Here is a 17609-nt window from a genome sequence, read left to right as displayed (position 1 = left end):
TAATCGCTTATCAGGCTGCAATCAATTCGAAAGGCGTGGCGCTACCAACTCTTTGAGCTCGGGCAGCTTGCCGTGAAAAAAGTGTCCGCATTCTGCCACTTTCAGCAGCTCATGGGGGCGCGACAGGTCGTTTGACCAGTTATAGACCAGCTGCGGGTCGATCACTTCGTCGGTTTCAGGCTGGATAACGGTCAGCGGGCAGTTATGTGGCAAGGCATCTTCGTCACGCAAACGCATCACCGCAGGGGCGATCATAAACACGCGCTCAAGCTTTTCGCCCTGGGCTTCAAGGCGACCACCCAGGCTGGCGGCAACAAAACCACCAAACGAAAAACCGAACAGGGTGATCGGCAAGTCAGGGTGTCTGGCGCGCAACCACCGGGCTGCTGCAAAGGCATCGTCGACTTCGCCGGTGCCCATATCGTGGCTGCCTTCACTGGCGCCGGTGCCGCGGTAATTAAATCGCAAGGTAATCAGGCCAGCATCGCGGGCAGTGCGTTGCAAGGTCGAAACCACTTTATTCATCATGGTGCCGCCCTGTACCGGATTGGGATGGCACAGCAGCGCAAGGCCCTTTGGCTCAGCACAATCAAGGTACAAGGCTTCCAGTTGGCCGACCGGGCCAGCAATTACTACAGGGGTTTCGCGGGTAAGCAAGAGGGAACTCCGTGACCTCAGATTGGGTCGACTCGTCTAGCTGATAGATTCTGTCTGACATATTTGCGAGTGCATCGCGGTATACAGCGCAGGTCCGAGCCGTTAACGTAAAGCAAAGCCGTTTATAGAGGAAGGACTCGTGGAACACTCGCTCTTGATTTGGTTGTTGCCGACTCTCGCTCTGGTTGCCGGTGTCGCCATTGGTTTTCTGGTTGCTCGTCTGCTGCCCAATGCCGTGCCTAACCGCACGCAGCGTCAGCTGGACGACATCCAGGAACGTTTTGACAGTTACCAAAGTGAAGTGGTTACCCACTTCAACACCACCGCCAACCTGGTGAAGAAACTCACACAGAGCTATCAGGACGTGCAAGAACACCTCGCCGAGGGCGCCAACCGTTTGGCCCTGGACGAGCAGACTCGCCAACGCCTGCTGGCTGCCCTGCACCCGGATGTGCCACAACCGCATCGCGAGCGCATCACCCCGCCGCACAGCACCGAGCCGCCATTGGACTACGCACCAAAAAGCCCGAACGGTCCTGGCATGCTGGATGAGCATTACGGCCTGAAGAAGTAATTTCCCCAGCCGGATGCCCAATAAAAAGCCCCGCGATCTGCAAGGATCGCGGGGCTTTTTGTTGTGTGTCTTGCGCCCCCCCGTAGCCGCTGCCGCAGGCTGCGTTCGACGACGAAGTCGTCGCAATATCAGCCAAACCCCGCACTCAGGGTTTACGACTGCTGCGCAGCCGAACGCAGCCTTCGGCAGCTGCTACGAGGTAATGATCAAGGGTACTGCTGCACCTGACCCGGCTGCTGGTATTGCATGCCCGGGATTGGCGCCAGTGTCACTTGTACGCGACGGTTCTGTGCGCGGCCATCTGCGGTGGCGTTGCTGGCAATCGGATCAGCCGGGCCCATACCTTTGACTGACAGGTACTGGCCGCTCACACCTTGAGACGTCAGGTAGGTCGCTACGCTTTGCGCACGCTGCTGGGAAAGCTGCATGTTGTAGTTGTAGTTACCGGTGCTGTCGGTGTAACCCACGATCTGGATCAGGTTCTGGTTGTTGAACTGCTTGAGCGAATTCGCCAGGTTGTTCAGCGGCTGATAGAAGCTGGGCGCAATGTTGGCCGAGTTGGTCGCGAAGGTAATGTTGCCTGGCATCACCAGGGTGATGTTGTCGCCCTGACGCTGAACTTCAACGCCCGTGTTGGCCATGCTCGCACGCAGGGCTGCTTCCTGCTTGTCGGCGTAATAGCCATAACCGGCTGCACCCAGGCCTGCCACGGCAGCACCGATCAGCGCGCCCTTGCCACGGTTGTTATGGTCGATGGCAGCACCCGCCACAGCACCCGCCAGAGCCCCCAGGCCACCGTAGGTGGCAGTCTTGCTCAAGCCCGTCCCGGAAGACCCCTGGCCCTGGTTGTCATACGGGTTAGGCGTAGCGCAGCCAGCCAGCAAGGCCACCGCACTTGCAGCAACAATCAAACGACGCGAAATGAACATGGTGAAGCTCCTGATCAATCTTTCTAGGGGCAAAGGCCATTGGCATTAGACCTTTATAAATCTTGGAACACGACCAACGGTAAAAATTCCTTGGGTCGTAAACATTCGCACCCCACAAACAATAGTCGCCCGAACGCCTCCCAACAAATTCCGGCCTAGAACTTCACACCCATCGTCAGCGCCACAAAGTCGCGGTCACTGAGGGTGTTGTAGCGCCCACCAAAAAAATTGGTGTACGACAGGCTGCCGGTGTAGGTGCTTTGATAGTCACCCTCCAGCCCCAGGGAGATGGCTTTGCGGCCCTCTTCGAAGCTGGCATCGGGCCCCGGCGAATAGCCGCTGACATCATGGGACCAGCCCAGATTGGGCTTGAGGTTCACCCCGGGAACAACGCTTCTGTATTCCCACACGGCGCGACCACGGTAGCCCCAGGAGGTGGCCGTGGTGAAGCCGTCATTACCTTCAGAGCCAAACACCGGATCACGCCCGTAACGCAGCCCTGAAGGGCTATCCAGGCCACCAACCCGGGTCACCCCCACTTCACCGGTCACGGTCAGGTGATCGGCACCCATCGCGTTGTCGAACACATGGCTGAGGGACGTCTGGAACCGGGTGACTTCCTTGCGCCGATAGCCCTGCACATCTGCGCCGGGAGTGACGCTCAGTGGCGATGCATCGGCAAGCCCGGGCAGCAACGTGACATTGGCGTACAGCAAGTCGTTGCTGTTGAGTTGCACCGGCGCATTGGGACGGTAACTCAACTCGCCCTTCCAGGCCGTGCCTGTGGATAAAGTGGTGGAGAAGCTCAGGCCGTAAAGGCGGATGTCTTCAGGGTATTCAACGTAATAGCCCGAATTGCCGGCAACAACCATCGGCGCCAGCCCTCCGGCGCCTGCTGCCGCGTTATAGGCCGACTGCGGCGCCGCGCTGGCGCTGAGGATCGGGTCGCGACTGTGGTAGTTCATGAAGTAGGCACCGAACTCGGTGCCCAGCGGCTCGAACACATAGTGCATGGCCACCCCGAACTGCCCGCTGTTGCGCGCATAACGATTGGCGCCACGGCGTACCAGCACGCCCTCCTCGTTCACCTCAACCCCGGCACCGGTCAGCGCGGCGAGGTCGGCCACATCGAGTGCCGAACGCTTGCTCATGACCCGGTAATTGCCGCTGCAGCCGTCAGCCATCACGTCTGACCGGGAGAAAAACGTCCCGCAGTTGTCCGCTTCGGACGGCTCCCAATCCAGCTGATAAAAGGCTTCAGCCGACAGGTTGTCGGTCAGGTTTTGCGAGAGATAGAACAGGTTGACCGGCACCAGGCCATCTTTGAACTCAGTGCCAGGCCGACGATAGGCGGCAGGGTCGGTGGGGTTGATCGCATTGATGCCGCCACCGATAAACGCACTTTCGCCCCAACTGACCACCTGTTTACCCAAGCGGACTGCGCCGGGCTGATCGGCAATGGCGTAGTTGTGGTAAACGAACGCATCGAGCAGTTGCGCGCCGGCCGATTGCGCGCTGGCTCGGCGGCCTGAGTCACTGATGGGCTTGAAGGGGCGGCTGTCGTCCTGCAACTCGAAGTCATACCAATACTTGCCGCGCACATACAGGCCGCTGTCGCCGTACTTGAGTTCCAGTGCGTGCATGCCGGTAAAGATTTTCGAAAAAGTTTCGCCGCGTTTGAAGTTAAGGCGGCCATCGTCCGAAATGGCCGATTGCCCCGTGCCGCCATTGTTGGCGCCTATCAGTTTGCTGTCGGCCCTGGCGGTGGACCAACTGGCGCCGATGGACAGCTCGGTATCGATCTGCCCCTCAACCGGGCCGACATTGAAGCTCACGCCCCAAGCGGACGTCGACGCAAGGCTGACTGCCAGCGCCAGCCTGGCGCTGCGCCAGGACCGGTGGACTGAGGACATCGATACTTCTCCGTGGGCACACTGCAATAAGCCCGCAAGGATGAAGCAAATCCAGATTTTGACAAGAACCCGACCATCTCCCCGTAGCTGCTGCCGGACGCAGCCTTCGTTCCTCGGCAGCTGCTACGGAACCAAGGTGTGTCAATGCATCTCGGTAAACGCCAGTTTCACGCCCAACGCCACCAGTACCGCCCCCATGGTGCGGTCAAACCAGTGACCCATGCGGGCAAAGCCTGTACGCACGCGCTGATGGCTGAACAGCATCGCGACCATGCAGAACCACACACCGGTTGCCACTGCCAGGTACACGCCATAACCGGCCTGGATCGACAGCGGGGTGTGCGGGTTGATCACCACGGTAAACAGCGACAGGAAAAACAGCGTCGCCTTGGGGTTCAGGCTGTTGGTCACAAAGCCCGACGTGAAAGCCCCGCGTGCCGTGCGCTCGCCCACCGGCAAGCTGGCCGCCAACGCCGCAGGATCGGCCGGTTTGGCCCGCAGTGCCTTGATGCCGATATACAGCAGATAAGCCGCTGCCAGCCATTTCAGGGCGTTGAACAGGACAATCGATTGCGACACGATGATGCCGATACCCAGCAATGAATAGCCGACATGGACAAAAATCGCCGTGCCCACACCAAACGCGGTAAACATCCCGGCACGGCGGCCGTGAGTGACGCTCTCGCGTACTACCACGGCAAAATCAGGCCCGGGGCTGGCCACCGCCAACAGGTGAATCAAGGCTACGGTCAAAAATTCTGTCCAGTACATGCACGGCTCCATTACAAATTGTTTCTTCTGTTAGGCTCGCCACATTACGCCTTCATTTCACAGCACAAAAGGTACAGTTGATGACTAACACTCAGCGCGCCGTATTCCTTGATTACACCTCACTGGACCTGGGCGATCTCGACCTCGACCCGCTGCGTCGCAGCTTCGGTGACTTGCAGCTGTGCGCAGACACCACGCCAACCAATGTGATCGAGCGTCTGCAAGGCGTCAGTGTGGCCATCAGCAACAAAGCGCTGCTCAACGCCCAGACCCTGGCTGCCTGCCCGGAGCTGAAGTTGATTCTGGTGGCAGCCACCGGCACCAACAACGTCGACCTTGAGGCCGCCCGAGCCCTGGGGATCACCGTGGCCAACTGCCAGGGCTACGGCACGCCATCGGTGGCGCAGCACACCCTCGGCCTGCTGCTGGCACTGGCTACGCGCCTGGTCGATTACAACAAGGCCGTGGCCGACGGCCAGTGGCAGCAAGCGAAGCAGTTCTGCCTGCTGGACTTCCCGATTGTCGAGCTGGAAGGCAAGACCCTGGGCCTGTTCGGTCACGGCGAGCTGGGCAGTGCGGTCGCGAAACTGGCCGAAGCCTTCGGCATGCGCGTGCTGATCGGCCAGATCCCGGGGCGTCCGGCCCGTGCCGGGCGCCTGACGCTGGACGAACTGCTGCCCCAGGTCGACGCGCTGACCTTTCACTGCCCGCTCACCGAGCATACGCGTAATTTTATCGGCGCCCGCGAACTGGCACTGCTCAAACCCGGGGCCTTTGTGGTCAATACCGCACGTGGCGGCATGATCGACGAACAGGCACTCGCCGACGCCCTGCGTAGCGGCCATCTGGGTGGCGCGGCCACCGACGTGCTCAGCGTCGAACCACCACGCGACGGCAACCCATTGCTGGGGGCCGACATTCCGCGCCTGATCATCACCCCGCACAGTGCCTGGGGCAGTCGTGAAGCACGCCAGCGCATCGTCGGCCAACTGGCGCAAAATGCCGAAGCGTTCTTCAACGGTACAGCGCTGCGGGTCGTCAGTTGATAGACTGCGCCCCTTTTTGAGGAGCAGATTATGGATCCGCGCAGTGAAGTACTGCTTCGTCAGCCTGAATACTTTCAAGGCTCGGTGCTATTGGTCGGCTTGCCCGCTGACGAACTGCTGGGCGAGTTGCCCGATGCCCATGGCTGGTGCTGGCATGCCGGCGACCAGGCCGCGCTCGACGCCCGCTTTGCCGGGCGTGTGCAGTTCGGTGTCGATATCCCTGAGCGGGCGTTCGACACCGCCGTGGTGTTCCTGCCCAAGTCCAAGGAACTGAGCGACTACGTGCTCAAGGCCGTGGCCGCCCGCCTGCCGGGTGCCGACGTGTTTCTGGTCGGTGAAAAAAAGGGTGGCATTGAAGGCGCGTCCAAACAGTTGATCCCGTTCGGCAAGCCACGCAAACTCGACAGCGCGCGGCATTGCCAGCTGTGGCAAGTGACGGTGGATAACGCCCCGCCCGTGCCGGTACTGCACGATCTGGCGCAACATTACGAACTGCCGCTGCCCGAAGGCCCGCTCAAGGTCGTGAGCCTGCCGGGCGTGTTCAGCCACGGTCGCCTGGATCGCGGCAGCGCCCTGCTGCTTGAGCATCTGGACAAGTTGCCCAGCGGCCACGTGCTGGACTTCGGCTGCGGTGCGGGCGTGCTCGGGGCTGCGGTCAAGCGCCGCTACCCGCACAACAACGTCACCCTGCTCGACGTGGATGCTTTCGCCACCGCCAGCAGCCGTTTGACCCTGGCGGCCAACGGTCTGGAAGGGGAAGTGATTACCGGCAACGGCATCGACGCCGCGCCCATGGGTTTGAACACGATTCTGAGCAACCCGCCGTTCCACGTGGGGGTGCATACCGATTACCACGCCACCGAAAACTTGCTGCAAAAAGCAGTGAAACATCTGAAATCAGGTGGCGAACTACGGATTGTCGCCAACAGCTTCCTGCGATATCAACCGCTGATCGAAGAGCATTTCGGTGCCTGCACGGTCAAGGCCGAGGGCCAGGGTTTCCGGATTTACAGCGCCAAGCGCCGTTGAGCCTGCGGAAAAATAAGAGCTTGCCGGATCGGATTTGCCTAGGCAGAATCCGCTCCGTCCTAGGGGAGTAGTCTCCCACGAGCGTCAAGCTCGTCCGGCATACGTCAACATACTTGGTCAACAGACCATGGCGTATGCGACCCAGTGTCCGCACAGACGGACCGGGGTTTGACAAGACCTATGACACGAACACCTTACCCGGGGCGGGGAGGCTGTACGTGTCATAGCCGTGTCGACCCGCCCCTGGAAACCACCTGATGATGCTCGATTCCCTGCTTGTCCCTACTGCAATCGTTGCCTTGGCCGAAATCGGCGACAAGACGCAACTGCTCGCCCTTATTCTGGCCGCACGCTTTCGCAAACCCTGGCCGATAATCGCCGGTATCGTGGTCGCGACCCTGGCCAACCATGCCGCCGCCGGTGCTGTAGGCGCCTGGTTCAGCACGTTCTTCAGTGACGCCATGCTGCACTGGATCCTCGCCGCGAGCTTTACCGCCACCGCGCTGTGGACCCTGGTGCCGGACAAGATGGACGACGACGAAGCCAGCACCGCACGCAAGTACGGGCCGTTCGTGACCACATTGATCACCTTCTTCATTGCCGAAATCGGTGACAAGACCCAAGTGGCGACGGTGATGCTCGCCGCACAATACCCGGATCTGTGGCTGGTGATTATCGGTACAACCCTGGGCATGCTGATTGCCAACGTGCCGGTGGTTTTGGCGGGCAACTTTGCCGCTGACAAACTGCCGTTGACCCTGATCCGCAGACTGGCTGCCACCGCGTTCGTAGTACTGGCTGTAGTGGCCGTGTACAAGGCGATGCAGATCAGCGGCTGGGTGTAACCCACACTTTGTGTGGGAGCGGGCTTGCTCGCGATACAGGCACTGCGGTCTTTCAGTTGAACCGCGTAGACGCCATCGCGAGCAAGCCCGCCCCCACAACAAGCGTCACGATTTCGGCGCTTGCTGATACAGCGGCATCACCTTCGGAATGGCCGCCTCCAGCGCAGCAATCCGGCTGCTTGAAGCCGGGTGGGTGCTCATGAATTCAGGCGGCGCATTCTGTGATTGCTGAGCCATTTTCTGCCACAGGGTGATCGCCGCATTCGGGTTGTAGCCCGCACGGGCTGCCAGCTCCAGACCGATCAGGTCCGCTTCGTTTTCATTGCTGCGGTTGTTGGGCAAGGTCAGGCTGTAGTTCACCACCGTGTCGGCCAGGCCCAGGCTGTCCTGGCCCAGGCCCAACAAGGCGCCAGCACCCTGCTTGGCGATTTCGATGCCATAGGCCTTGGACATGGATTCACGCCCGTGCTCACGCAAGGCGTGGGCAATTTCATGGCCCATGATCGCGGCAATTTCATCGTCACTCAGTTTGAGTTGCTCGATGATCCCGCTATAAAAGATGATCTTGCCGCCAGGGCCGCAGTTGGCGTTGAGCTCGTCACTCTTGATCAGGTTGACTTCCCAGTTCCATTGCGCGGCATCCGGGCGAAAGGCCGGCGCCTGGGCAATCAGTCGGTTGGCGATCGCCTGCAGGCGCCTGGCGTTGGCGCTGGTCTTGTCCAGGACGCCCTTGGTGCCCGCCTCGCTGACGGTCTGTTGATACGACTGGGCGTACATCTGGTCAACCTGCTGGCTCGACAGCATGCTGAACATGTACTGCTTGCGCTCTACGCCCACGGCGCCGCCATTGGTGGTATTCACCGCCTGGCATCCACCCAGCAACAACCCGGCGCCCACGGCGCACACTACCGCTAACTTACCCATCAAAAGTCTCCATAAAGATGGCGCGTATCGTATCTCAACCCGGTGTCAGGCACTCGGGCGCGTTGAGTTTTGGATCGTTGACCAGATTGGCCAGCGGTCTTTCTCGCAGCGGCATCTGCGCACTGGCCAGCAGCGCCTGCAAGGCCTGCAGCGGAGTCTGAGGGTCAAGCCAGGCCTGCTGGCCGGCCTCATCCAGAATCAGCGGGCGACGCTGGCTGGCCGCTGCCTGTGTAATCACGGCGGTGCTCAGCCACACATGCCCCTCAACGGGGTATGCCTCCCAGATACCGGCAAAAAACAGCGAGGAGCCTTCACCCGGCGTCAGCCAGTAGGGGCGTTTACGGGTCGTGCCGCGCCATTCATAAAAGCCGTTGGCCGGGATCAGGCAGCGGCGCTCACGCAAGGCATCGCGGAACATGGGCTGCTCGGCCACGGTTTCAGCACGGGCATGGGCCGGAGTCCGTGACAGGTCGGTCAGCCACGCCGGGGTCAGGCCCCAGCGCGCTCGCGCCAGCTCTCGCTGGCCAGGCTCAGCACCGGCGCGCAGAATCAATACCGAATCATTCGGCGAAATATTCCACTGGGCCTGCTGATCCGCCGGGAAACCGGGCAAGGCTGCAAATGCAGGGTTCCAGCGAAACAGGGCAAAACGTCCACACATGGGGCAGCACAACTCTTCTTTTGTATAGCAATGAATAAACCGTCGCTGGCATCAGCAATCCAGCACATCGGGGAAACTCTCAGGCTCATCACCAGCCACCGGTGACGCGGCATTGTACGCATCGATCAACTCCCGTGCGTATTGCGCCCGATCATTGGCCACCGCCAGGCCGAGCAAGCCGAACACCGGCAGCTCCCCCGTGGCGCCGACCAGATCACGGCCCTGTAGCCGGGCCTCGACCCCTTCACTGGCCAGCATGCCCAGCAACAGTTCGGCTTCCATCAGGTTTTCCGGCTCGTAGATGCGTTGCATGGTCTTCACTCACTACTCATTCTCGGTATGCACATCGAGCATCCATTCATGGCCATCGGTCTGAAGGTGAAAAAGGATCGGCCGACAGCACACCGGGCAGTCTTCGATGTAGCTCTGATCACCCCCCGACAGGTCGAGCACCGCTTCAGCCGGCTCGCCGCAATAGGGGCATTCATAGTGTTCAGTTTCAAGCATCGCGGTCTCCAGAGTGACTTGTGCGTATAATCGCCGGTCTATTAGCAGGGCTATTATTTTTGCCCTGCCCTGCGTACCAACCCTAGTCGTTTCCAACAAGAGAGCATGATGGGCCAATTCGATAGCATCCGACCTTACGACGACGCCGAAGTACCAGCAGTGCTGGCCCGGCTGCTCAGCGACAAGGCGTTTCTGGATATCCTGACCCACTTTCGCTTTCCGCGCCTGGCTGGCGCTTTCGGTTGGCTGTTAAAACCACTTATAGCTCATCGCCTGCGCAAAGAGTTCGCCAGCGTCAATTCGGTCGCGGCCCTGCAGGACAAGGTCGAGGTGTACGTCGATCGCACCATCGAACATGCCACCGACGGCGTAACCTATACCGGCGTCGAGCAACTGAAATCCGGCAGCGCCTACCTGTTTCTGGCCAACCACCGCGATATCGTGATGGACCCGGCGTTCGTCAATTACGCCGTGTACCACGCCGGCCTGCCAACGCCGCGCATCGCCATTGGCGACAACCTGCTGCAAAAGCCGTTTGTCAGCGATCTGATGCGCCTGAACAAGAGCTTTATCGTGCACCGCTCGATCACCGGGCGCCGGGAAAAGCTCGCGGCTTATCAACTGCTGTCGGCATACATCAACCACTCGATCCGCAACGACTGCCAGTCAATCTGGATCGCCCAGGCTGAAGGCCGGGCCAAGGACGGTGATGACCGTACCGATTCGGCGATCCTCAAGATGTTTCATATGAGCCGTAAAAACGAGCCGTTTGCCGAGGTCATTCAGTCATTGAACCTGACCCCGGTTTCCATCAGCTACGAATACGACCCCTGTGACCAGGCCAAGGCCCGCGAGCTGTTTATCCGCGCCACTACCGGCACCTACAGCAAGGCTCCTGGCGAGGACGACACCAGCATCGCCAACGGCATTACCGGCTACAAGGGTCGCGTGCACGTGAACTTCGGGGCGCCGGTGACCGAGTTGTTCGAAGACAGCAAATTGCTGGCCGCCGAAATGGATCGTCATATCCTCGGTGGCTACCGCCTGTTCCCCGCGCACTACCTGGCGTATGCGCAGTGGAGCGACCACGACCCCGAGTTACAAGTGCCGACGGCCGCAGAGGTATTCGGTGCCGAAGAACTGGCCAAGGCCCAGGAAGAATGGCAACGCCGCCTGGACGCCTGCCCGGCCGAGCACCGTCCGTATCTGGTGCTGCAATACGCGATGCCGGTGCGTAACCAGTATCGGATCAAGGCTGGCCTGGCGCTGTAACCCAATAAACCCGTGGGAGCGAGCCTGCTCGCGAAGGTTGTTCGCGAGCAGGCTCGCTCCCACAGAAGGGCTTAAATTCTGCTGTCACCGTATCGTCATATTGAGAGGCCACTCTGTGGCCCCTCGACACCGACACGGAGCTTGTCATGCTGCACGCAGAAAACCAGGACCGCCTTTACCTTATCGCGCCCAGCGACGAACAACAGGCATTGATCGAGGGCTTGGCCTTTAACGTGCAAGACCGCCACTGGCTGGTTTACTGCGCCCTGAGCGGCCACGCCCATGCCGACCTGCCCGAGACGGACCTGCTCACCGGCGTCAGCCGCCTGGAGCTGTATGCCGAAGCGGCCTGAATGTTTCGAACACAAAAAAGCCCGAGCTCACTGAGTTCGGGCTTTTTTATTTTGCCGGCTTACTCGCTGAGCAAACGACCGATGGACGGGTCCTTGAACACACGGGTCAGGGCATCACTCAACACATCGCTCACCAGCTTGGTGTTGGTCTCCTGGTTCGGCGCCATGCCGAAGCGCTGATCCAGGGACGCGCCATAACGGCCGCTGTAGGTACGACCACCGTTCTTCACATCGGAACGGAAGGTCGCGCCAATGGTGGCTTCAGTCACGTACATGGTGTCCTTGGGCGACTGATACTTGAGTTCGGCCAGGGTCACGGTCAGCGTTGGCGCGTTCATCGCATTGGCTGTCGGGGTGAAACCCAGCAAGCGCACGGCTGCTTCAGCCTGGGCTTGCAGCTTGGGAACCAGGTCGGCACTGCTGACGCTGATCGCGCTGGTCTCGGGGTACATGCCACCACGGGTCCCCAGGGTTGGGGAAGGACGACCGTCCACCACACGCACAACCACCGGCTGGCCACGACCCACTGGCGCAAGCTGGGTGGTCAGCTTAGGTTGCGGGCTGAGTTGTTGCGGGCTGTGGGCGCAGCCGACCAGGGTCAAACTGGTCACAGTAATCAAACCGAACAACAGGCGTTGCAACATGCTTATCTCTCCAGGACTGGGTATAACAGGCCGTCAGTATAGGGTGCCGGACGCCTGCGAACTAGCGGCTTGCCGTCACCCGCCTGTCATCGCCAATTCATCCGTATGTCACCTGCACAGGGCATAGTCTCGACGACTGACTCAACAGGTGCCGCCATGAACATGCTCTTGACCCTGCTCGGCTTCAACCGCCCCGAGCGCTGCTTCGCCCGCCTGGATTCGGCAGGTCGCTGCCAGGCCTTCAAGCAGTGCAAACAACCGCCGGTCGGCGACAGCTGGGTCGAAATCGAAGAAATCCGTCTTAACTGGTTGCACCAGGTGCTACCTGCCAACGCCCGTATTGCCTCGCCCGCAAGGCATTCGTCAGGGCACCCGCTGCCGGGCCTCTGAACGGCGCACCAATAAAAGTCATTTAACAGGATCAATTGCCCACGTTTCTTCGCTACAATCTCCCCCCGATTATAAGGACGTCTCCTGATCGGGCCCCGCAACATCGCTAATGCGCTTGTATTGGCACCCCAAAACCGCCCACAGAGAGCCGCCCACACAGATCATGTGAAGCTGGCGCGCTTGAATTTCATTGCGTAACCCCCACTTTCTGCATGGTCTGCCAGAGCTGCCACAACGCTCGGCCACTGGTTCGGTGCCCAGCGTGCGGTAGCCCTTTTTTGAGGTTCACGTCTTCAAGAGAGCGTGAAAAAAACGGGTTTCACAACTTCACAAGAGTGTGGCGAGCAAATGAAAAGTTTTGCGTCTGAACATGCACCATTAGCGTCTGATATTGCCTCACCAAGCAGGATCGAAGTCGGCTCCACAGCACGAGACTGAAAGCCTGTCCGCTTACGGATTTGGTTGCACAAACGGACGCTCTAGACATTAAGTCGAATTGCCTCCCGAGTACTGAAATGCGTTCATATGAACCTTGAAGGCCCGGTTGGTGGCGTCCGCTAAAGTTGCAAGAAATTGCGAAGAATCGGACATGGCGATCCTGGCCATGAGTGGCCCGGGGCTAATCAGAACCACGCCCCGGACACCTGGCAGCTATGCCGTCAATTTGGTGCCGTAGATTTTGGAGACGCGTTAATGGCGCATAACGAAGCAGTCGACGTAGTACTGGTTGGGGCGGGCATCATGAGTGCCACCCTCGCCGTACTGCTCAAAGAGCTCGACCCCGGCATTAAGCTGGAAGTTGTTGAGCAAATGGACTCAGGTGCTGCGGAGAGTTCCAACCCGTGGAACAACGCAGGCACCGGTCACGCCGGCCTTTGTGAGCTGAACTACACGCCGCAGGCGGCTGATGGTTCGATCGACATCAAAAAGGCTGTGCATATCAATGCCCAGTTCGAAGTGTCGAAACAGTTTTGGGCCTACCTGGCGCAAAAAGGCACCTTCGGTTCCTGCAAGTCCTTCATCAGCCCGGTTCCTCACCTGAGCTACGTTGAAGGTGAAAAAGGCGTGTCGTTCCTGAAAAAACGCTTTGACGTGCTGAGCAAGCACCATGCGTTTGCCGACATGGAATACACCGAAGACAAGGCCAAAATGACCGAGTGGATGCCCCTGATGATGCCGGGCCGCCCTGCGGATCAGCTCATCTCGGCCACCCGCGTGGAACATGGCACCGATGTCAACTTCGGCGCCCTGACCCAGCAACTGCTCAAGCATCTGGCCAGTGCACCGGACACCCAGATCAAGTACAGCAAAAAAGTCACCGGCCTCAAGCGTAACGGTAACGGCTGGACAGTAAGCATCAAGGACACCAACAGCGGCAATACTCGCCACGTTGATGCCAAGTTCGTATTCCTGGGCGCCGGTGGCGCGGCCTTGCCGCTGCTGCAAGCCTCGGGCATCGAAGAAAGCAAAGGCTATGGCGGCTTCCCGGTCAGCGGCCAATGGCTGCGTTGCGATAACCCGGAAGTGGTCAAGCTGCATCAGGCCAAGGTTTACAGCCAGGCTGCCGTCGGCTCTCCGCCGATGTCGGTGCCGCACCTGGACACCCGTGTGGTCGATGGCAAAAAGTCGCTGCTGTTCGGACCTTATGCCGGTTTCACCACCAAGTTCCTCAAGCATGGTTCGTTCCTTGACCTGCCGATGTCGATCCGTCTGGGCAATATCGGGCCGATGCTGGCCGTGGCTCGCGACAACATGGACCTGACCAAGTACCTGGTCAGCGAAGTGCGCCAGTCGATGGAACAACGCCTGGAGTCCCTGCGTCGTTTCTATCCACAGGCCAAGGCTGAAGACTGGCGTCTTGAGATTGCCGGGCAACGGGTACAGATCATCAAGAAAGACCCGAAAAAAGGCGGTGTGCTGCAGTTCGGTACCGAACTGGTTGCGGCCAAAGACGGTTCGCTGGCCGCTCTGCTGGGGGCTTCGCCGGGCGCCTCGGTAACCGTTTCGATCATGCTGGACCTGATCGAGCGCTGCTTTGCGCAGAAAGCCACGGGCGAGTGGGCGACCAAGCTCAAGGAAATCTTCCCTGCACGGGAAAAGGTCCTCGAAACCGACGCCGACCTGTACCGCGAAATCAGCACCCGCAACTCCGAGCTGCTGGAACTGGTTACGCCTAAAACAGCCAGCACCAGTATCGCTTAATGCAACATTGACGTTTCATGCGTCATAAAAAGCCCCTCGCCCTATTTCAGGGCGAGGGGCTTTTTTGTTGCCCTGATTCGGGGCACTGCAAAGGCGTAAGCCCAATGCAAGGTAACTCGTGAATCAGAACATGAAACAAGATCCGTAGCAGCTGCAGGAACACTGCAGCTGTGGGAGCGAGCCTGCTCGCGAAGGTCGTTCGCGAGCAGGCTCGCTCCCACAATAGGGCTTGACCTGCAACAGAGTATCTACAGGGTGTGGATCAACCGCGAGCCTGGTTGATCAGCTCGATGTAGTCGTCAGCATTGCGCTGGTCCTTGATGATGTCCACGAACGTCTGACCCTGTTCGTCTTTGCCATCCAGGTCGTAGCCAGCTTCCTTGAAGAAAGCCAGGAAGCGCCCGAAGTCATCGATGCGCAGGCCACGATAAGCCTTGATCAGTTTGTGCAGCGACGGTGAAGTAGCGTCCACAGGCTCAAAGTCCAGGAACAACTTGATCTGCTCGTCGCCGATCTCGTCACCAATCAACTGCTTTTTGTCTTTACGCATGTCCGGCTCCAGCCTGTTGATACTTCACGGGGCCCGCAGTTTACCCAAGGCTTATCGTGCGCGCACGCTGCCGGTGTGCAAGTCGGCCCAAATATGGCCATTGGCATAGGTCAAGAACTGGACATAAAGCGTGTCATTGCGCAGCAAATCAATCACGACCCGGTACTGGCTCTGTGGATAAGACAAGCTCAGGGTTCGCGTCTTGCTGTCGAACACGGGCTTTTTCAGGCTTTTGCTTTCGCCATCAAATGAAATCAGCACCTGACGCACGGTAGCGCCCTGGCTCATCGGCTTGCCCTTCAAGCGCACCAGCAGTGGCGAAGTCACCGGGATAGGCTGCTGATTGGACTGGCGCTGGCTACCCACCACCACCGAGTACGAAGTCACCAGCATCAACTGCTGTTGCTCGGGTACTTCGCTGCGCACTTGCAGATCATCGGCAGGCAGAAACTGCCCGTGCAACAGCGGTGTGGCCACAGGAGCCGCCGCCAGAGGCAGGCTGGCCAGCAGCAGGCTCAGGGCAACACTGCGAAATAGAAGACTCATGTCAGGTTCCAGAAAACGGGAAGCAGCACTCTAGCATGTCGCGCGCCCGCCTCTTCTACTGTGCAACCAACTGCCCCGCCACGATCCGCACATGCTGCGGATGAAAGCGCGCCAGGCTGCTGCGATGGCCCACGCTGACAATGCTCAAGCCCGGCAGTTGATCGATCAGGGCCTGGTACACCATGGCCTCGTCTTCCTCGTCCATTGCCGAGGTTGATTCATCCATATACAGCCACTGCGGGCGATACAGCAGCGCGCGGGCAAAAGCCAGGCGCTGCTGCTCACCACCGGACAGCAACCGTTGCCAGTGATTGATCTCATCAAGCTTGGGAATCAGGTGCTCAAGCCGGCAAGTACGCAGCACCTCTACATAACGCTCAAGGGTGTAGGTGTCCCCGGTCTGTGGATAACTCAGGGCATCGCGCAAGGTGCCTATGGGCAAGTAGGGTTTTTGCGGCAGAAACAGTGCACGCTCGCGGGGCATGCAGATCGCCCCGCCCCCTCTAGGCCAAAGCCCGCCCATCGCCCGCAGCAAGGTACTCTTACCACTGCCGGAGCGACCGCTGAGCATCAGCCTCTCGCCCTCCTGCACCTGCAGGCTGGCGTCACGCAGCAGCGGGCGACCATCGGCCAGATCCAGGCTCAAGTCATGGATCTGCAAGTTTTCGCCCAGATGCTGCACATCAATCGCCGGGCTGCGCTGCTCGTTGTCGGTCATGGCCTGACGAAAACTCAGCAACCGGTCGCAGGTGGCACGCCATGCCGCCAGAGTCACGTAGGCATCGATAAACCAGCTGAAGTTCTCTTGCACATTGCTGAAGGCCGAGTTGATTTGCATCAGCTCACCCAGCTCGATCTTGCCGGAAAAGTAACGCGGGGCCGCGACGATAAACGGAAAGATAATGGCGATCTGCGAGTAACCGGCGGTGAAAAACGTCAGGCGTTTTTGTACCTTCATTTGCGTCCAGAAGTTTTTCCAGACCTTGTTGAAACGCGTGCTCAGTTGCTCATGCTCATTGGTTTCGCCGTTGTACAAGGCAATGCTCTCGGCATTCTCGCGCACCCGCACCATCGAGAAACGCAAGTCAGCTTCGAAGCGCTGTTGCTGGTTGCTCAAGCCAATCAGCCGCCGACCGATCAGATGCGCCAGCCAACTGCCCACGGCGGCATACAACAGCGCGCACCAGAACATATAGCCGGGGATGGTGACGCCAAAGACTTCGATGCTGCCCGAAACGCCCCACAGGATGATCGAAAACGACACCAGGCTGACCACGTTACGGATCAGCCCCAGGCCCAGGGTCAAGGTGCTGTCGGTGAACGAATTGATATCTTCACTGATGCGCTGGTCAGGGTTGTCGGTATAGCCGCCCTGCTCCAGCTGGTAATAGTTCTTGTGGGCCAGCCAGCGTGCGAAGTGCTGCTCGGTAAGCCAGCGGCGCCAGCGAATGGTCAGCATCTGGGTCAAATAGAGCCGATACACCGCGCCGACAATACCCGCCGCGGCAATGATGCCGAAGTAGCCGATCAGGCTCCAGAACGCCTTGGCGTCCTTGTTTTCCAGGGCATTGTAGAAGTCCTTGTACCAGTGGTTGATCCACACCGAAATGCCCACGCTGACCAGCGACAAGGCAACTACGGCGATCAACAGCAACCACGCCCTGGCGCGTTCTTCACTGCGCCAGTAGGGGGTTATGAGGCGCCACACCCGAGGGATGAAATCCCCACGCACAGCATCATTCACTACAGAAGGCTCGGCGTTCTGATTCATCGTTCAGGCTCGTTCGGAGTAAAGA

General features: G+C 59.5%; 20 protein-coding genes and 1 riboswitch. Of the genes, 8 read left to right on the top strand and 12 right to left on the bottom strand.

The features are described from left to right. Nucleotides 1-21 precede the first annotated feature (21 nt). Complete coding sequence (locus GHO03_RS07795; RefSeq protein WP_095001553.1) at nucleotides 22-657, bottom strand: alpha/beta hydrolase; 636 nt, start codon at nucleotides 655-657, stop codon at nucleotides 22-24. 139 nt (nucleotides 658-796) lie between these two features. Here GHO03_RS07795 and GHO03_RS07790 point away from each other — a divergent pair, with 139 nt between their 5' ends. Then, the gene (locus tag GHO03_RS07790) at nucleotides 797-1231 is read left to right on the top strand and encodes a YhcB family protein (protein WP_016779504.1); all 435 of its coding nucleotides are present in this window, start codon (nucleotides 797-799) and stop codon (nucleotides 1229-1231) included. 206 nt (nucleotides 1232-1437) lie between these two features. On the opposite strand, the gene GHO03_RS07785 is transcribed toward GHO03_RS07790, so the two are convergent. The 3 genes from GHO03_RS07785 to GHO03_RS07775 form a co-directional block, all read right to left on the bottom strand. Beyond that, a complete protein-coding gene (locus GHO03_RS07785; RefSeq protein WP_095001554.1) occupies nucleotides 1438-2160 on the bottom strand; it encodes an OmpA family protein in 723 nt (240 codons plus the stop codon). 155 nt (nucleotides 2161-2315) lie between these two features. Beyond that, a complete protein-coding gene (locus GHO03_RS07780) occupies nucleotides 2316-4073 on the bottom strand; it encodes a DUF1302 domain-containing protein (protein WP_133144786.1) in 1758 nt (585 codons plus the stop codon). Nucleotides 4074-4214: 141 nt separating this feature from the next. Next, entirely contained in the window at nucleotides 4215-4844 is a 630-nt protein-coding gene (locus GHO03_RS07775; protein WP_153399519.1) for a LysE family translocator, read from the bottom strand. Between the two features lie 80 nt (nucleotides 4845-4924). Between GHO03_RS07775 and GHO03_RS07770 the strand changes: the two genes are divergently transcribed. The 3 genes from GHO03_RS07770 to GHO03_RS07760 all read left to right on the top strand — a co-directional run bounded on the left by GHO03_RS07770 (nucleotide 4925) and on the right by GHO03_RS07760 (nucleotide 7764). Next, nucleotides 4925-5890: a 2-hydroxyacid dehydrogenase gene (locus tag GHO03_RS07770; RefSeq protein ID WP_095031988.1), complete on the top strand. Its 966-nt coding sequence runs from the start codon at nucleotides 4925-4927 to the stop codon at nucleotides 5888-5890. A gap of 30 nt (nucleotides 5891-5920) precedes the next feature. Continuing rightward, nucleotides 5921-6919, top strand: coding sequence for a class I SAM-dependent methyltransferase (locus GHO03_RS07765; RefSeq protein ID WP_095001557.1), 999 nt, complete (start codon nucleotides 5921-5923; stop codon nucleotides 6917-6919). Nucleotides 6920-6969: 50 nt separating this feature from the next. Next, nucleotides 6970-7088: riboswitch (yybP-ykoY riboswitch) on the top strand. A 91-nt stretch (nucleotides 7089-7179) separates the two neighbouring features. Then, on the top strand, nucleotides 7180-7764 hold the full coding sequence (locus tag GHO03_RS07760; RefSeq protein WP_086799543.1) for a TMEM165/GDT1 family protein: 585 nt from the start codon (nucleotides 7180-7182) through the stop codon (nucleotides 7762-7764). Between the two features lie 105 nt (nucleotides 7765-7869). Here GHO03_RS07760 and GHO03_RS07755 read toward each other — a convergent pair whose 3' ends face one another. Genes GHO03_RS07755 through GHO03_RS07740 form a run of 4 tightly spaced genes read right to left on the bottom strand, consistent with a single transcriptional unit; the run spans nucleotide 7870 to nucleotide 9856 of the window. Further along, nucleotides 7870-8688, bottom strand: a complete 819-nt coding sequence (locus GHO03_RS07755; RefSeq protein ID WP_153399517.1) for a M48 family metallopeptidase — start codon at nucleotides 8686-8688, stop codon at nucleotides 7870-7872. Between the two features lie 34 nt (nucleotides 8689-8722). Further along, a complete protein-coding gene (locus GHO03_RS07750; RefSeq protein ID WP_095001559.1) occupies nucleotides 8723-9349 on the bottom strand; it encodes an SOS response-associated peptidase in 627 nt (208 codons plus the stop codon). Nucleotides 9350-9400: 51 nt separating this feature from the next. Further along, nucleotides 9401-9661, bottom strand: coding sequence for a putative signal transducing protein (locus GHO03_RS07745; protein ID WP_095001560.1), 261 nt, complete (start codon nucleotides 9659-9661; stop codon nucleotides 9401-9403). 12 nt (nucleotides 9662-9673) lie between these two features. Beyond that, nucleotides 9674-9856 carry a CPXCG motif-containing cysteine-rich protein gene (locus GHO03_RS07740; protein ID WP_095001561.1) on the bottom strand — a complete coding sequence of 61 codons (183 nt, stop codon included), beginning with the start codon at nucleotides 9854-9856 and terminating at the stop codon, nucleotides 9674-9676. Nucleotides 9857-9961: 105 nt separating this feature from the next. Between GHO03_RS07740 and GHO03_RS07735 the strand changes: the two genes are divergently transcribed. Next, complete coding sequence (locus tag GHO03_RS07735) at nucleotides 9962-11128, top strand: 1-acyl-sn-glycerol-3-phosphate acyltransferase (RefSeq protein WP_095020337.1); 1167 nt, start codon at nucleotides 9962-9964, stop codon at nucleotides 11126-11128. 146 nt (nucleotides 11129-11274) lie between these two features. Then, on the top strand, nucleotides 11275-11481 hold the full coding sequence (locus GHO03_RS07730) for a hypothetical protein (protein WP_016779492.1): 207 nt from the start codon (nucleotides 11275-11277) through the stop codon (nucleotides 11479-11481). A gap of 59 nt (nucleotides 11482-11540) precedes the next feature. On the opposite strand, the gene GHO03_RS07725 is transcribed toward GHO03_RS07730, so the two are convergent. Then, nucleotides 11541-12125 carry a YajG family lipoprotein gene (locus GHO03_RS07725; protein WP_095001563.1) on the bottom strand — a complete coding sequence of 195 codons (585 nt, stop codon included), beginning with the start codon at nucleotides 12123-12125 and terminating at the stop codon, nucleotides 11541-11543. Between the two features lie 156 nt (nucleotides 12126-12281). Between GHO03_RS07725 and GHO03_RS07720 the strand changes: the two genes are divergently transcribed. Further along, nucleotides 12282-12515: a hypothetical protein gene (locus GHO03_RS07720; RefSeq protein ID WP_095018287.1), complete on the top strand. Its 234-nt coding sequence runs from the start codon at nucleotides 12282-12284 to the stop codon at nucleotides 12513-12515. Between the two features lie 693 nt (nucleotides 12516-13208). After that, the gene (mqo, locus tag GHO03_RS07715) at nucleotides 13209-14717 is read left to right on the top strand and encodes a malate dehydrogenase (quinone) (RefSeq protein WP_095001565.1); all 1509 of its coding nucleotides are present in this window, start codon (nucleotides 13209-13211) and stop codon (nucleotides 14715-14717) included. A gap of 262 nt (nucleotides 14718-14979) precedes the next feature. On the opposite strand, the gene GHO03_RS07710 is transcribed toward mqo, so the two are convergent. The 3 genes from GHO03_RS07710 to GHO03_RS07700 are packed head-to-tail and all read right to left on the bottom strand — an operon-like array spanning nucleotide 14980 to nucleotide 17584. Then, a complete protein-coding gene (locus GHO03_RS07710) occupies nucleotides 14980-15267 on the bottom strand; it encodes a PA4642 family protein (protein ID WP_095001566.1) in 288 nt (95 codons plus the stop codon). Nucleotides 15268-15318: 51 nt separating this feature from the next. After that, nucleotides 15319-15813 (bottom strand): hypothetical protein, encoded by a 495-nt coding sequence (locus GHO03_RS07705; protein WP_095001567.1) that lies wholly within the window; start codon nucleotides 15811-15813, stop codon nucleotides 15319-15321. 55 nt (nucleotides 15814-15868) lie between these two features. Then, a complete protein-coding gene (locus GHO03_RS07700; RefSeq protein ID WP_133144785.1) occupies nucleotides 15869-17584 on the bottom strand; it encodes an ABC transporter ATP-binding protein/permease in 1716 nt (571 codons plus the stop codon). Nucleotides 17585-17609: the final 25 nt, after the last annotated feature.

Origin of the sequence: Pseudomonas sp. FSL R10-1339, assembly GCF_009600545.1 — a bacterium.
GTDB classification, from domain to species: Bacteria; Pseudomonadota; Gammaproteobacteria; order Pseudomonadales; family Pseudomonadaceae; genus Aquipseudomonas; species Aquipseudomonas bubulae.
This window is presented reverse-complemented; position numbering and strand designations above follow the sequence as displayed.

What these genes read in the sequence shown, in the direction of transcription:
- GHO03_RS07720 (WP_095018287.1), top strand. Translation starts at nt 12,282, where the DNA reads ATGAACATGCTCTTGACCCTGCTCGGCTTCAACCGCCCCGAGCGCTGC.
- GHO03_RS07730 (WP_016779492.1), top strand. Translation starts at nt 11,275, where the DNA reads ATGCTGCACGCAGAAAACCAGGACCGCCTTTACCTTATCGCGCCCAGC.
- GHO03_RS07785 (WP_095001554.1), bottom strand. Translation starts at nt 2,160, where the DNA reads ATGTTCATTTCGCGTCGTTTGATTGTTGCTGCAAGTGCGGTGGCCTTG.
- GHO03_RS07750 (WP_095001559.1), bottom strand. Translation starts at nt 9,349, where the DNA reads ATGTGTGGACGTTTTGCCCTGTTTCGCTGGAACCCTGCATTTGCAGCC.
- mqo (WP_095001565.1), top strand. Translation starts at nt 13,209, where the DNA reads ATGGCGCATAACGAAGCAGTCGACGTAGTACTGGTTGGGGCGGGCATC.
- GHO03_RS07765 (WP_095001557.1), top strand. Translation starts at nt 5,921, where the DNA reads ATGGATCCGCGCAGTGAAGTACTGCTTCGTCAGCCTGAATACTTTCAA.
- GHO03_RS07705 (WP_095001567.1), bottom strand. Translation starts at nt 15,813, where the DNA reads ATGAGTCTTCTATTTCGCAGTGTTGCCCTGAGCCTGCTGCTGGCCAGC.
- GHO03_RS07780 (WP_133144786.1), bottom strand. Translation starts at nt 4,073, where the DNA reads ATGTCCTCAGTCCACCGGTCCTGGCGCAGCGCCAGGCTGGCGCTGGCA.
- GHO03_RS07700 (WP_133144785.1), bottom strand. Translation starts at nt 17,584, where the DNA reads ATGAATCAGAACGCCGAGCCTTCTGTAGTGAATGATGCTGTGCGTGGG.
- GHO03_RS07775 (WP_153399519.1), bottom strand. Translation starts at nt 4,844, where the DNA reads ATGTACTGGACAGAATTTTTGACCGTAGCCTTGATTCACCTGTTGGCG.
- GHO03_RS07745 (WP_095001560.1), bottom strand. Translation starts at nt 9,661, where the DNA reads ATGCAACGCATCTACGAGCCGGAAAACCTGATGGAAGCCGAACTGTTG.
- GHO03_RS07760 (WP_086799543.1), top strand. Translation starts at nt 7,180, where the DNA reads ATGCTCGATTCCCTGCTTGTCCCTACTGCAATCGTTGCCTTGGCCGAA.
- GHO03_RS07725 (WP_095001563.1), bottom strand. Translation starts at nt 12,125, where the DNA reads ATGTTGCAACGCCTGTTGTTCGGTTTGATTACTGTGACCAGTTTGACC.
- GHO03_RS07735 (WP_095020337.1), top strand. Translation starts at nt 9,962, where the DNA reads ATGATGGGCCAATTCGATAGCATCCGACCTTACGACGACGCCGAAGTA.
- GHO03_RS07710 (WP_095001566.1), bottom strand. Translation starts at nt 15,267, where the DNA reads ATGCGTAAAGACAAAAAGCAGTTGATTGGTGACGAGATCGGCGACGAG.
- GHO03_RS07755 (WP_153399517.1), bottom strand. Translation starts at nt 8,688, where the DNA reads ATGGGTAAGTTAGCGGTAGTGTGCGCCGTGGGCGCCGGGTTGTTGCTG.
- GHO03_RS07770 (WP_095031988.1), top strand. Translation starts at nt 4,925, where the DNA reads ATGACTAACACTCAGCGCGCCGTATTCCTTGATTACACCTCACTGGAC.
- GHO03_RS07740 (WP_095001561.1), bottom strand. Translation starts at nt 9,856, where the DNA reads ATGCTTGAAACTGAACACTATGAATGCCCCTATTGCGGCGAGCCGGCT.